The organism is Winogradskya consettensis, from assembly GCF_018332715.1.
GTDB lineage: Bacteria > Actinomycetota > Actinomycetes > Mycobacteriales > Micromonosporaceae > Actinoplanes > Actinoplanes consettensis.
In genome coordinates this window covers 265,933-279,331 of record NZ_BOQP01000030.1, presented here as the reverse complement: position 1 = coordinate 279,331, position 13,399 = coordinate 265,933, and the positions used below count along the sequence as shown (strand labels likewise).

The window sequence follows — 13,399 nt, the reverse complement described above, 5'->3', positions numbered from 1 at the left end:
CACGCCGTTGCGAGTTCTTCCCCCGTGGAATTCGCAGCGGCGTTTTAATGCCCTCGGTTTACGGGCCCGCCCCGGCTTTGAAACCCGCGCGCCGGCCGATTTCGGATTCGATCAATTTTTCCGTGTTAGGCTAGCCGTGTCGGGTTTCGTCAGAGCATGACGATTGCAGCATATTTCGCCCCCCAATCTTCGGCCCAGATTTGCGGCTCAGATCTTTGGCTCAGATCGTTGGCCCGGATCTTCGGACCAGCTTTTGGCACCAGGCCTTTGGCCAGAATTCCGAGCCGGAATTCTGCCCCGCAATGTTGCCCCGCAATGTCTGTCCCGGGGATATCGCGGCGAAATGTCGCACCGAAATGTCGCGCGGCGGCCCAACCGGTTCGGTGGGCCGCCGCGGCTTTCCCGGCAAAGGCGAAATGCGGTCCTCGGCAGGCGGTGCGACACTTGCCTGGTGCGGCACCGGATTTTTCCGGCGCCGCCCGGAGGGTGTGTCAGCGGCCGGCCACCCCTCGTCGGCTGCCGAGTCCGCGGGACCCATGTTGCCTTCACCAACGGACGAGCACATTGCCCGACTGGCCCTTCCCGGCGATTCCGGTGCCGGCGCTGCCGGGCGGGAATTCGTCACCGCGCAATTGACCCGGTGGGGATTGCCACCTGACACCGTCGAGATCGCCGTCCTGCTCACCAGCGAACTGGTCGCCAACGCCGTCAAACACGCACCACCGCCGGGTGACCTGACCCTGGCCCTGGCCGACGAGTTCGTCCGCGTCGAGGTCGGCGATTCCAGCTCGGCGCCGCCGGCGGTGGCCGAGCAGCAGCCCCGGGCACTCGGTGGCCGCGGGTTGCTGCTCGTCGAGGCGCTCGCCGCCCGATGGGGGTGGCGCCAGGAAACTCAGGGCAAGGTCGTCTGGTTCACGGTGACGGTGCCGTCGGTGCGGATGGCGCCGCCAGTGCGATGGTGAGCGCGGACAGCCACTCCGGGTCGCGCAGCCGGTCGCCGTAGAGCTCCCGCAGCCGGGTCATGCGATAGCGGACGGTCTGCGGGTGGATGAACAGCTCCGCCGCCACGTCCTCGCGCCGGCCCTGGTGCATCAGCCAGCTCCGCAGCGTCTCGACCAGCTTCGTAGCGGCGAGATCCGGGCCGCCGGCGAGCGGCGCCAGCACTTTCGCGCGCAGGTCGGCGAGGGCCTGCGGGTCGGCCGTGAGCACCAGGACGGCGAGGTGGTCCTCGGTGTCGACGATCCGCCCGGCCGGCGAGAGCCCCGGGATCTGCATCGTGCGCACCGCGCGGTCGAACGACGCCCGCACCTGCGTCCACGGCCGGGCCGGGCCGACCACGGCACTCTGCCCGCGCAGCAGACCGGTGACGGCCGCCCGCGACGTGCCGTGCGCGTCGGGGACGAGCAGCAGCGAGAAATCCTGCACCCCCGGACCGGCCTCGCTCAGCTGCAGGGTCCGGCTGTCGAGCAGATCGACGACCGTACGCGCGGCGTGCTCGGGCACCAGCACCGCCGTCAGCGACTGCGGGGGTGGCCAGTCGGCGCGCTCGGCGGCCGCGATCAGGCTCTGCTCGGCCTCGCCCGCGAGCAGCGCGCGGGCGAGCTGCTCCAGGTGGCGCAGCCGGGCCCGGCCGGTGGAGGCCAGCTCGTCGGCGTGCCCGGCCACGCTCGCCGCGGACAGCTCGTCGATGTAGGCGAAGACCAGCTCGGCGAAGTGCGCGATGATCGGGGCCGGCTGTCCGGCGCCGACACTGATCGCGGCCAGTTCCCGCCAGGCGACCCGGGCACCCACCCGGTAGGCGCCGAGCAGGGCGTCCAGGCTGCGGCCGCTGCGGGCCTCGCCCCGGCCCAGGGCGTACGCCGCCTCGAGCGCGGGGGCCAAGGGCGACTGCGGATCGGGGCCGTACGCGCGCGACACGAGATTGAGGAACGTGCCCAGCGCCGCCTTGACCGCCCGCTCGATCTTGCTGCCCAGCAGGCCGGTGAAGGCCTCGGTGTACGCCGGGACCTCGGCCGTGATCGCATCGATGGTCTGCAGCGCGACATCCGACAGCCGCTCCCGCAGTGGCGCGACCACTTCGGGTGAGAGCCGGTAGCTCCGGACGTCGGGGAGGGGCTCCGACACGGTGTTACTCCCGTTCAACCACGGCATCTTGTGCTCGACGAACAAAGAACAGGGTGGAATTCACTTCGTTTGGTCAGGACTCTACCCCTGAAACGCAGGACCCTTGTTATGTGGCTGTTATACGCAACCTGCGGACCGGTGCCTGGCGCGTCGTGGAACTCATCACGACGCCTGTGGTCCCCGCCGATTACCTCGATGTGATCGCCCCGTTGCGCAACGCGAACGTGTTGCGTGCCCGGGTCGATGCGGTTCGTCCCGAGACGGAAAGGGCCGTCACGCTGGTGCTGCGGCCCGGTCGCGGCTGGGTGCCGCACGAGCCCGGTCAATATGTACGGGTGGGAGTCGACGTCGACGGCGTCCGCCTCTGGCGCTCCTACTCCATCACCAGCACGCCCGCCCGCAAGGACGGCCGGATCACGATCACCGTCAACGCCGTGCCCGACGGCGCGGTCAGCACCCACCTGCTCACCCGGGCCCGGCGCGGCATGCTGCTGCACCTCGACGTCCCGACCGGCGAGTTCCAGCTGCCCGCGGCGCGTCCCGGCAAGGCGCTGTTCGTGACGGCCGGCAGCGGCATCACCCCCGTGATGGGGATGCTGCGCAGCGCCCTGCACGAGATGTCCGACGTCGTGGTGGTGCACTCGGCCGGCACGCACGAGGCCGTGGTGTTCGGCGCCGAGCTGCGCACCCTCGCCGCCGAGGGGCGGATCCGGCTGGTCGAGCGGCACACCCGTACCGATGGCCGGATCAAGCCCGCCGACCTGGACGACCTGGTCCCCGACCTGTTCGACCGGCAGACCTGGGCCTGCGGGCCCAACGAGATGCTGGACGACCTTGAGGCCCACTGGGCCGACGCGGGTGAGGCGGACCGGCTCGTCACCGAGCGTTTCCGGCCCGCGTTGATCAGCGCCGGTGGTGGTGGCTCGGTCACGTTCACGCAGTCCGGCACCGTGGTCGAGACCGACGGCTCGGTGCCGCTGCTCGACGCCGGTGAGGCCGCCGGTGTCCTCATGCCGTCCGGCTGCCGGATGGGCATCTGCTTCAGCTGCGTGCTCCCGCTGCGCGAGGGCGCCGTGCGGGACCTGCGCGACGGGACGCTCACCGTCGCGGAGGCCGGTGACAGCATCCCCGTCCAGACCTGTGTCTCAGCCGCGGCGGGTCCCTGCCGCATCGACGGCTGAGCTCCCGGTCCTCCCCCTTACCTCTTCCCCCGCTCCCTGCGAAAACGAGGAAATTCTATGACCACCATCCAGCGCAAGAAGACCAGCCCGATCGCCCACCTCACGCCCGAGGACATCGAAGCGATCGGCGTGGAGCTCGACGCCATCCGCGACGAGGTCATGAACAGCCGGGGCGAGAAGGACGCCGCGTACATCCGGCGGGTGATCGCCTGGCAGCGCGGGCTGGAGCTCAGCAGCCGCGGGGTGCTGCTCTTCTCGCTGTTCCCGCCGGCGTGGCTGGTGGGAACAGCCGGTCTGTCGGTGGCGAAGATCCTCGAGAACATGGAGATCGGCCACAACATCATGCACGGCCAGTGGGACTTCATGCGCGACCCGAAGATCCACTCGACCAAGTGGGAATGGGACCACGCCTCCCCGGCCGAGCAGTGGAAGCACTCGCACAACGAGCTGCACCACACCTACACGAACGTCGTCGGGCGCGACAACGACCTCGGCTACGGCATCATGCGCGTCGACGAGGACCAGCGCTGGCACCCCATGCACCTGGGCCAGCCGCTGTGGAACTTCATCAACGCCTGCTTCTTCGAGTACGGCATCGCGGCGTACGACCTCGAGCTCGGCAAGAACCTCGCGACCAAGGAGCGCCGCCGGCGCCCCGAGTTCAAGAGCGCCCTCAAGAAGGTCCGCCGCAAGATCGGCAAGCAGATGCTCAAGGACTACGTCGTCCACCCGGCGCTGTCCGGCCCGTCGTTCCTGCACACCCTCGCCGCCAACGCCACGGCCAACCTGATCCGCAACGTGTGGAGCCACTCGGTCATCATGTGCGGCCACTTCCCGAACGGCGTCGAGACGTTCGAGAAGACCTCCATCGAGGGCGAGACCCGCGGCGAGTGGTACCTGCGCCAGATGCTCGGCTCCGCCAACATCAGCGGCAGCAAGGCCATGCACATCATGACCGGCAACCTCTCCCACCAGATCGAGCACCACCTCTTCCCCGACATGCCCAGCCGCCGCTACGCCGAGATCGCCCCCAAGATCAAGGACCTCTTCCAGAGGTACGGCCTGACGTACACGAGTGGCCCGCTCCCCAAGCAGGTGGCCTCCGCCTGGTACAAGGTCATCCGCCTCTCCCTCCCCAACCGCGGCGAAGCAGCCATCCGCCGCCCCAAGGCCGTCAAGCCCGTCGTCGCGAGCGACCCCTCCGCCCGCTGGCGCCGCGCCTCGGCCGCGGTGGCCGAAGCCCCCGCCGTCGTCGCCGCTTCCGCGGCCGCGGCATCCTCCGCCGTAGCCGCTTCCGCAGCCGCCGCGTCGTCCGCCGTCGCGGATGCCGCGACCGGCCTGGCAGGAACCACCACCGCGCAGGCCTGAGCCCCCGCCGGCGGTTCCTCGGCGTTTTCGATCGTGAGAGATGCCACGGGATCCGCGGCCCGTAGACCGGGCGGCGGATCCCGTGATCCCGTAGGGTTCGGTTCAGGTGTGCCGGGAAGTCTGGTCGGCGGTTCTTTTGCCGACCCCTCCGGAGGATCTCGCCCATGGCCGCTTCCCGTCTCTTCTCCCGTGGCAGCTGGCCCGAGGCCCGGCGGATCGCCGAGGTGCTTCGCGCCGAGACGGTCGGTGGCGCCCTGTTGCTCGCTGCTGCGGTGCTCGCCCTGGCCTGGGCCAACTCACCCTGGTCGGGCGCCTATCACGACCTGTCACAGGTCCGGGCCGGGCCATCCTCCTGGCACCTCGACCTGACCCTGGCCCAGTGGGCGGCCGACGGATTGCTCGCCGTCTTCTTCTTCGTCGCGGGGCTCGAGCTCAAACGTGAGTTCGTGGCCGGCGATCTCCGCGATCCGCGCCGCGCCGCACTCCCGGTGGCCGCGGCGGTCGGCGGCATGGCGGTGCCTGCCCTGATCTTCGCCGCGGTCGCCTCGCGCAGCGGCGGCGCCCTCGTGGGCTGGGCGATCCCCACGGCCACCGACATCGCGTTCGCGCTGGCGGTTCTCAGCGTGATCAGCACCCATCTACCCAGCTCGCTGCGGACGTTCCTGCTGACCCTCGCGGTCGTCGACGACCTGCTGGCCATCGCGATCATCGCGGTTTTCTACACGTCAGCACTGCACCTGATCCCGTTGCTGCTGGCGCTGGTGCCCATCGCGCTGTTCGGTGTGCTCGTGCAGCGGCGGGTGCGCAGCTGGTGGCTGTTGCTGCCGCTGGCCGCAGTGGCCTGGGGACTCGTCCACGCATCGGGCATCCACGCCACTGTGGCGGGCGTGCTGCTGGCCTTCACCGTCCCGGTCCGCAGCCGTGACGGCGCAAGCCACGGGCCGGCCGAGAGCTTCGAGCACCGCTGGCGGCCGATCTCGGCCGGCGTGGCAGTCCCGGTCTTCGCCTTCTTCGCGGCCGGGGTGTCGGTGGCCGACGCCGGTGGGATCGGCTCGGCGCTGACGAACACCGTCACGCTCGCTGTCGTCGCCGGGCTGGTCCTGGGCAAGGTCGCCGGCATCACCGGGTCGACGTGGCTCGTGCAGCGTTTCACCCGGGCCCAGCTGGCCGACGGGCTGAGCTGGTGGGACGTCACCGGCCTGGGCCTGCTCGGCGGGGTCGGCTTCACGGTCTCGCTGCTCATCGGCGAGTTGGCGTTCGGCGCCGGCACCGAGCGCGACGGCTATGCGAAGATCGGCGTTCTGGTGGGCTCGCTGGTCGCCGCCCTGCTCGCGATGGTGGTCCTGAGGCTGCGCAATCGCCACTACCGGCGGCTCTGCGAGCAGGAACAGGTCGACAGCGACCGGGACGGCATCCCCGACGTCTATCAGAGAGATCCCGCGTGAGCACCCTCGGCTGGATCGCGGTGGCGATCTTCGTGACCGCGTACGTCCTGATCGCCACCGAGAAGATCAACCGTGTCGCCGTCGCCGTGGGTGGCGCGGCTCTGATGCTGGCCATCGGCGCGACCGACGCGGAGCACGCGTTCTTCTCCGAGGACGCCGGCATCGACTGGAACGTCATCTTCCTGCTGATGGGAATGATGATGATCGTCGCCGTGCTCCGCCGCACGGGACTGTTCGAGTTCCTGGCGATCTGGTCGGCCAAACGAGCCCGTGGCCGTCCGTTCCCGATCATGGTGATCTTCATCGTGGTCACCGGCGTGCTCTCCGCCGCGCTCGACAACGTCACCACCGTGCTGCTGGTGGCACCCGTGACGCTGCTCGTCTGTGAACGGCTCGGCGTACCACCGGTGCCGTTCCTGCTTGCGGAGGTGTTCGCCTCCAACATCGGCGGGACCGCGACGCTGATCGGTGACCCACCGAACATCATCATCGCCGGGCGCTCCGGGCTGACGTTCAACGACTTCCTCAGTGTGCTCGCACCGTTCGTGGTGGTCGTGCTCGTGGTGCTGGTCGGGCTCTGCCGGATCATGTTCCGCAAGGCGTTCCGCTACGACCACGAACGGGTGCAGCGGATCATGGCGCTGAACGAGCGCGACGCGATCCGGGACCCGCGCCTGGTGGTGCTGAGCTTGTCCGTGCTCGCCCTGGTGCTCGCCGCTTTCGGGCTGCACACCGTCCTCGACCTCGAGCCGTCCGTCGTCGCCCTGCTCGGTGGCCTGCTGCTGCTGGCCCTGTCCCGGATCGACGCCGGCGAGATCGCCCGCGAGGTCGAGTGGCCCACACTGATCTTCTTCGCCGGTCTGTTCGTCATGGTCGGCGCCCTGGTGACCACGGGCGTCATCGGCTCCCTCGCCCACGCCGCCACCGAGGCGACCGCGGGCAAGCTGTGGCCGGCGACGATGTTGCTGCTGTGGGCCTCCGCCGCGCTGTCCGCGATCGTCGACAACATCCCCTACGTGGCCACCATGAGCCCGATCGTCGCGGACCTGGTCGACGCCAACGGTGGGCTCGGCCATGCCCAGGTGCTGTGGTGGGCGCTCGCCATCGGCGCCGACCTCGGTGGGAATGCCACCGCCGTGGGCGCCTCGGCGAACGTGGTCGTACTGGGCCTGGCCGAACGCGCCGGGCACCGGATCACGTTCTGGGAGTTCACCCGGTGGGGCCTGATCGTCACGGTTGTCTCGGTCGCGCTGGCCGTTCCCTATCTCTACCTGCGCTTCTTCTGAGGTCAGGTGCCCAGGATGTGGTCGAGCAGGCTGTCCAGGGTGATCGCGCCGGTCATCACCCGGTCGGCGTCGACGACCGCCACCAGCGGCACGTTCGCACGGGCCATCACTGCGGCCACCTCCAGCAGCGTGGCCTTGGGGCTGACGGCGGGCAGCTCCCGGCGCTCGCGGGGCAGCAGGTCCGCGACTGTGCGGTCGCCGATGCCGTCGAGGATCACCGTGGCGTCGGCCTCGCCGATCACCCGGGCCAGCGCCGGATCCTCCTGGCAGTAGGACGGCAGCGCCATCCGCAGCACCTGGACACCGGCCAGAACGGTGAGCGGGCGGCCCCGGTGGTCGACGACGATCAGGCCCGGCAGATCCTGACCGGCCAGCACCTTGGCGGCCTCGCGGGCGGGCGTGCCCTCGGTGACCGTCGCCATGGTGACGGCCACGTCCGCGGCTAACATCGGCGCCTCCAGTCGGTTGTCACCTCACGGTATCTCGGTCCCGCCCATGGTGAGCCCTTCCGCGACAGAGCTGGGCGCGACCACCGTTCGCCGGCGTGGTCGCGGTGCCGAGGAAGACCGGATCGCGTGGGACACGGGGAAGCCCGGCCTTCCCGCAACGAAGGCCGGGCCTGGACCCCAGGGTGGTCTAGAGGGTCGCCGTGCAGGTGGTGCCGTTGAGGGCGAAGGCGGATGGCGTGCCCGGGCTGCCGGTGAAGGTTGCCTGGAAGCCGGGGGTGACCGTGGCGCCGGAGCCGAGGGTGGGTGCCCAGCTCGGGCCGGTGACCGCGAGGGTGGTGCCGGACTGGGACCAGACGCCGTTCCAGCCGTTGCTGAGGGTGACCGTGCTGCCGACCGTGAAGGTCAGGCGCCAGGTGCTGAGCGGCGGGCCGTTGTTGGTGATGCGGAGGTCGGCGGTGAAGCCTGTTGACCACTGGTTCGCTGTCCAGGTGACCGCGCAGGCACCCGGGAACGAGGGCGTGGAAGGCGACGGGGACGCGGGCGGGGTCGTGGTCGGAGGAGTGGTGGTCGGCGGGGTGGTGGTGACCGGGGCTGCCATGGCCAGGTCGTAGGCGCGTTGCGGGACGAACTGGCCGGCGGGGCCGATGCAGCCGTCCGACTCGCCGGGGAGTTTGATCCAGAGGTACGCGTCGAGGATCGGGTCGGCGACCTGGTTAGTGCTCGGTGTGCCGATCGCGCGGCCGGCGGGGTCGCACCATTCGCTGCCCGCGGGGCCGTTGCCGTTGCGGCTGGTGTCGATGACGCCCTTGAGACGGGAGACTCCGGTGGCGGCGATGACGTTGCGGACGTACGTGGTGCTCTCCGCCGTGGTCCGGTAGTTGGACACGTTGACCGAGATGCCGTCGGCGCTGTTGGCGATGTCCGCGCGTACCAGTCGGGAAGCGATCTCGGCGGGAGCGAGCCACGCGGAGTGACCCGCGTCGAAGTAGACCTTGGCCTGTGCCGAGGCGGCCTTGAGCGTCCTGCCCGCGTAGGCGATCGACGTGTAGACCTCGGCCTGCTGGGCCGTGGTGAGGCACGTGGTCATCAGGGACAGGACGTCGGGTTCCAGGATGATCGCGGCGGCCCGGCCCCGCAGGCCCGCTGCCACCTGGTCGATCCATTGACGGTACGCCGTGTGCGACGGCAGCCCGCCGGAGCTCGCGCCGGAGCAGTCCCGATTCGGGATGTTGTAGACCACCAGGATCGGGATCTTCCCCGCCGTCGACGCGGCGGCGGTGAAACTGTCCACTTCGGACGCCACCGTGGCGGTGTTGTTCGCGGTGAACCAGCGGGCCTGTGGCACGTTCGCGATCCGGTCGCGGATGACCGCCGTGCGGGAGTCGTTCGGGTTGGCGGCGACCCAGCGGGCGGCCTGGGTCGACGGGTCGACGTAGTAGGGGGAGTCGGCGGCCAGCGCGGGCCGGGCGGTCAGAACGCCCAGCCCGGTGACCGTCGCGGCGGCGAGTGCCGCGGCGAGGACGGGTCGGTATCGCAAGGGGGAACTCCTATCCGGGCGGGGAAGGCTCCTATGCGGGCAGGCAGGAGAGGCCGGGAAGCGATGCGGGGGCGCTGCCGTTGGCGAGGAACCCGACGGTGGTGGTGGCACCGGCCGTCAGGGACTTGTTCCAGGCTTCGGGTGCGACCATGGCCGAGGTGTCCATGGCGCTGAACGTGCCGCCCCACGACTGGGTGACGCTCTGACCGCCGGGCCAGATGAAGTGCACCATCCAGTTCGACACGGCGGTGGTCGCGGTCACCTTGATCTCACCCTGGAAGGCACCGGCCCACGAGCTCGTTGTGGTGTACGCCGCAGTGCACGAACTCCCCGTGGGAGGCGTGGTCGTCGGCGGGGTGCTCGTCGGAGGCGTCGATGTGGGCGGCGTCGATGTGGGCGGCGTTGACGTCGGTGGCGTGGTGGGCGTTGTGCCACCACCCGTGCCGACTCCGGTGACCTCGCCGTTGCCGCCGTCGAACACCACGTCGGAGCAGCCGTAGAACGTCTCGTTGCTGTCCGAGCGCTGCCACACCGAGTAGATCAGGTGCCGGCCGCTCTTGCCCGACGGCAGGTTCGCCGTCCATGAGTAACGGCCGTCCACAGTGCCCGGTCCGCCGGTCGACTCCGGGTTGACGACCTGCGAGAACGGTGTCGTCTCGAGGTCGCTCCAGGCCAGGGCGCGGGTCGGGCTCCAGGTGTCCTTGGTGATGAAGAGCTTGAACGTGCCTGGGTGCTTCGCCCAGTTGTTGTAGTCGAAGCGCATGCTCGCACCCGACGTCAGGTGCGTGACCGGCCAGTCGGTGCGGGCCAGGTTGAAACCGGTGAAGTCGTACGGCCCCCCGGTGCCCGCGCTGCAGGCCTGCCCGTCGGGGATGAAGCCGGAGGTACGGCCGGCGCCGTCGGAACGCAGCACGGCGAACCAGTTGTACAGCGAGTTGGCCCCGCTCTGGGCGACGGCGGCCGCGCAGGCCGGATTCTGCGGCACGATCTGCCCGGTCGAGGTCAGACCATCTTTCCAGCAGAGATAGGTACGGCTGCCCGGTGCCATCATGGCGCCGTGCGCGCTCGCCGACGTCTGGGTGATCACGATCGCGCCGGTCGCGGCGAGGACGGCCGCGGCGGCGTACACCATGAACTTGTTGCGGACTTTCATGGGTGTGTGCTCCTTTCAGCTCCGTGCGCAGGTGGTGGCCGGGACGGTGGCTGCCCCGGTGCCGGTGAGGCCGAAGGTGGTGGTGGCGTTCGCGGCGAGGGTGCCGTTGTAGGCCGCGTTGCGTACGGTGACCGCCGCTCCGGACTTGGTGAGGGTGCCGTTCCAGACCTGGGTGACGTCCTGGCCGGACGGGAGCGTCCAGCCGACGGTCCAGGCCGTGGTCGCGGCCGAGCCGTTGGTGACAGTGACCTCGGCCTGGAAACCGCCCTGCCACGAGCTGGTGACCCGGTACGCCGCCGTGCAGCCGCCGGTGGTCGGCGGCGTTGTGGAAGGCGGCGTTGTGGAAGGCGGGGGCGTGGTGGTCGGCGGCGGCGTTGTCGGGGACGGGCTGGTCGACGGTGTCGTGGACGGGGACGCGGTCGGGCTGGACGTGGGCGGGGTCGTCGTGGTGCCGGTGCGGTCGGCGTAGAGGATGCCGCGGCCGTTGGTGCCCAGGTAGACGCGGCCGTAGACGCGGGGGTCGCCGGCGAGTGCGTCGCCGTTGTTGCCGTACTGGTGGGCGTTGTCGTTGATCCGCACCCAGGTCGCGCCGGCGTCGTCGGAGCGGAAGACGCCGTCCACACCGTCGACGACACCGACGAGGAACACCGCCGGGTACGCGGCACCTGGCGCCGCCTTGCCGAACGCCACGTTGATCGCGGAGGTCACGGTGGCGAGTCTCGTGAACGTGGTGCCCGCGTCGGTCGAGTGGTGCAGTCCGGTGGTGCCGGCCAGCCACACGTCGCCGGTCTTCCCGGGCACTGCCTTCAGGTTCGTGGCGGCGAGGGCTGCTCCGGTGGTGAACGTTGCCCCGCCGTCCTTGCTGACGTAGACCGAGCTGCCCGCGTACCCGTAGAAGGTCCTGGGGTTGACCCTGTCCGACTCGACCTTGGCCCCGGCCGGGATGCCGGTGGAGGCGGTCCACGAGCTGCCGCGGGTCGTCGAGTAGTGGACGCCGGTGCCGGCCGGGGACCACACGAACGAGTTCGCGTCCGCGCCGACCGCGATCGTGCCGCCGCCGGTGACGCCCGAGGGTTCCTGGCCCGCGTACCAGTTCTTGCCGCCGTCGTTGGAGACGCCGAGGTGCGGGGCGGCGTCCGCGTTACCGACCCGGGCGAAGACCGCGGGGCTGAGCTCGGCGAAGTCGAGGCTGGTGTTGCTGCCCAGGCTCGGGGTGTCGTGGAAGTTCGGCGGCACGGCGCTCAGATCGCCGTGGTGGAAACCGCCGACATCGCCGAGCGCGCTGACCAGCGGTGCGCCCGACGGCGGGCTGGCCAGGTCGAGGACGGCCGTCTCCTCGATGCCGGTGGCGAACGGCTTGATGGTGAACGCGGTGTTGCTGTCCCAGTTCGTCAGCTGGGTGGTGCCGTAGACGGTCGCGCCGGTGCCGTAGAGCATCCGGTTCGAGTCGAACGGGTCGATCTCGAGCGACTCGGTCATCCAGCCCAGCTTCGGGGTGGCCTCCGGTGGCTGCGGGTTGGTGTTGAAGTCGAGCCACGGATCCGATGAGACGTCCATGGTGTAGCGCTTGGTCGTGCTCGGATAGCCGTTGTAGTCCCAGATCCGGGTCCACGTGGCGCCGTAGTCGGTGCTGCGGAAGAAGATGACGTCGGGCCACCACGAGATCTGCGTGGCGACCATCAGCGTGCCGGGGTGCAGCCGGTCGACGGTCAGCCCGGAGTAGCCGTAGTACGCGTCCGCGGCCGGGGTCGGGCTGATGTCGGTCCAGGTCCCGGTGGTGGTGTCGAGGCGCTGCACCTGGCCGGTGCCGCCGTCGTACGGGCCACCGCTGTCACTGGTCGCGATGAACAGGTACTTGCCCTGGATGACGCCCTTGTGCGCGAGATAGCCGGTGGGCTGCCCGGCGACGCGTTCCCAGGTCGTGCCGCCGTCGAGCGAGCGGTAGACCGGGTTCTGCTTGTCCGCGACGCCCACGTAGATCTGGTTGGTGTCGCCGAACGTCACCCAGCTGAGACCCTGGTTCTGGTTCAGGTAGCCGTTCGGGTCGGCCGGGTCCTGCACGTAGTTGCCGGCATTCGGGAACGCGGTCACCTTGCTGAACGTCGTGCCGTAGTCGGTGCTGCGGTACAGCCCGTTGCCACCCTCGGCGGCGAAGTAGACGTTGCGGTTGTTGCCCGGATCGACCGCCAGCCGCTCACCCATGCCGCGGCCGGGCATGTTGCCGCCGTTCTTGAACGGCAGCGTGGTGATCTGCCAGGTCGCGCCGCGGTCGGTGGACCGCAGGATCGCGCCGTTGTTCGGGTCCCAGCTGTTGGTGTACATGCCGACGGCCGCGTACACCCGGTTCGCGTCGACGGGGTCGGCGGCGATGCTCAGCACGCCGTTGTAACCGAACTTGTCGCGCGCCACCCAGTCCAGCAGGGGCACCCAGTTCTGACCGGCCTGGTTCCAGCGGTAGGCGCCGCCGATGTCGGTGCGCGCGTAGATCAGGTTCTTCTCGGCGCGGCTGAAGATCAGACCCGGGACGAAACCGCCGCCGTCGATCCGGACGTTCTTCCATGCGTACGCGTCCGAGGCGGCAGCGGCCGCCGGAAGTGGCTGCTGGAGCGCGGGCACGGCGAGGGCGGCAGCGCCGCTGAGGGACAGCGCGGCGACGAGGACGGTGAGGCGTCGGCGGTGCAAGTGGTCCTCCCATCGATGGACGTGATTGTGGGAGCGCTCCCAGACAATGCTGTCTGTTCACGTGGCTGTCAAGAGTCGGAAACAAACTCTGGCGCGATGTGGGGTCTTTGCGTCGGTACCTGTTGACGCCGCCCGGTTCGGGGGGCTAGAAAGACCGCTGTCGATCCATTGTCG

The 13,399-nt window shown here is 69.9% G+C and carries 9 protein-coding genes and 1 pseudogene; 5 read left to right on the top strand and 5 right to left on the bottom strand.

Translation table 11 applies throughout. The features are described from left to right. Positions 1–536 precede the first annotated feature (536 nt). On the top strand, positions 537–962 hold the full coding sequence (locus Aco04nite_RS27860; protein WP_213000202.1) for an ATP-binding protein: 426 nt from the start codon (positions 537–539) through the stop codon (positions 960–962). Here the strand turns inward: Aco04nite_RS27860 and Aco04nite_RS27855 are convergent. Then, entirely contained in the window at positions 913–2,124 is a 1,212-nt protein-coding gene (locus Aco04nite_RS27855; protein ID WP_244876345.1) for a PucR family transcriptional regulator, read from the bottom strand. The genes Aco04nite_RS27860 and Aco04nite_RS27855 overlap by 50 nt on opposite strands. A gap of 119 nt (positions 2,125–2,243) precedes the next feature. On the opposite strand from Aco04nite_RS27855, the gene Aco04nite_RS27850 reads away from it, so the two are divergent. From Aco04nite_RS27850 to Aco04nite_RS27835, 4 genes and pseudogenes are all read left to right on the top strand, one after another. Continuing rightward, positions 2,244–3,305: a ferredoxin reductase gene (locus Aco04nite_RS27850; RefSeq protein ID WP_438874945.1), complete on the top strand. Its 1,062-nt coding sequence runs from the start codon at positions 2,244–2,246 to the stop codon at positions 3,303–3,305. 57 nt (positions 3,306–3,362) lie between these two features. Beyond that, a pseudogene (locus Aco04nite_RS27845) lies at positions 3,363–4,448 on the top strand (fatty acid desaturase family protein); the annotation flags it as partial. Positions 4,449–4,837: 389 nt separating this feature from the next. Beyond that, the gene (gene nhaA / locus Aco04nite_RS27840) at positions 4,838–6,118 is read left to right on the top strand and encodes a Na+/H+ antiporter NhaA (protein ID WP_213000198.1); all 1,281 of its coding nucleotides are present in this window, start codon (positions 4,838–4,840) and stop codon (positions 6,116–6,118) included. Beyond that, positions 6,115–7,404, top strand: coding sequence for an ArsB/NhaD family transporter (locus Aco04nite_RS27835; protein ID WP_213000197.1), 1,290 nt, complete (start codon positions 6,115–6,117; stop codon positions 7,402–7,404). Before nhaA ends, Aco04nite_RS27835 begins: the two co-directional genes overlap by 4 nt. 2 nt (positions 7,405–7,406) lie before the next feature. Here the strand turns inward: Aco04nite_RS27835 and Aco04nite_RS27830 are convergent, their stop codons facing one another. From Aco04nite_RS27830 to Aco04nite_RS27815, 4 genes are all read right to left on the bottom strand, one after another. Beyond that, the gene (locus Aco04nite_RS27830; RefSeq protein ID WP_213000196.1) at positions 7,407–7,853 is read right to left on the bottom strand and encodes a CBS domain-containing protein; all 447 of its coding nucleotides are present in this window, start codon (positions 7,851–7,853) and stop codon (positions 7,407–7,409) included. Between the two features lie 187 nt (positions 7,854–8,040). After that, positions 8,041–9,390 (bottom strand): glycoside hydrolase family 6 protein, encoded by a 1,350-nt coding sequence (locus Aco04nite_RS27825; RefSeq protein WP_213000195.1) that lies wholly within the window; start codon positions 9,388–9,390, stop codon positions 8,041–8,043. Positions 9,391–9,421: 31 nt separating this feature from the next. After that, a complete protein-coding gene (locus Aco04nite_RS27820) occupies positions 9,422–10,543 on the bottom strand; it encodes a lytic polysaccharide monooxygenase (protein WP_244876344.1) in 1,122 nt (373 codons plus the stop codon). Positions 10,544–10,558: 15 nt separating this feature from the next. After that, on the bottom strand, positions 10,559–13,225 hold the full coding sequence (locus tag Aco04nite_RS27815) for a cellulose binding domain-containing protein (protein WP_244876343.1): 2,667 nt from the start codon (positions 13,223–13,225) through the stop codon (positions 10,559–10,561). Positions 13,226–13,399: the final 174 nt, after the last annotated feature.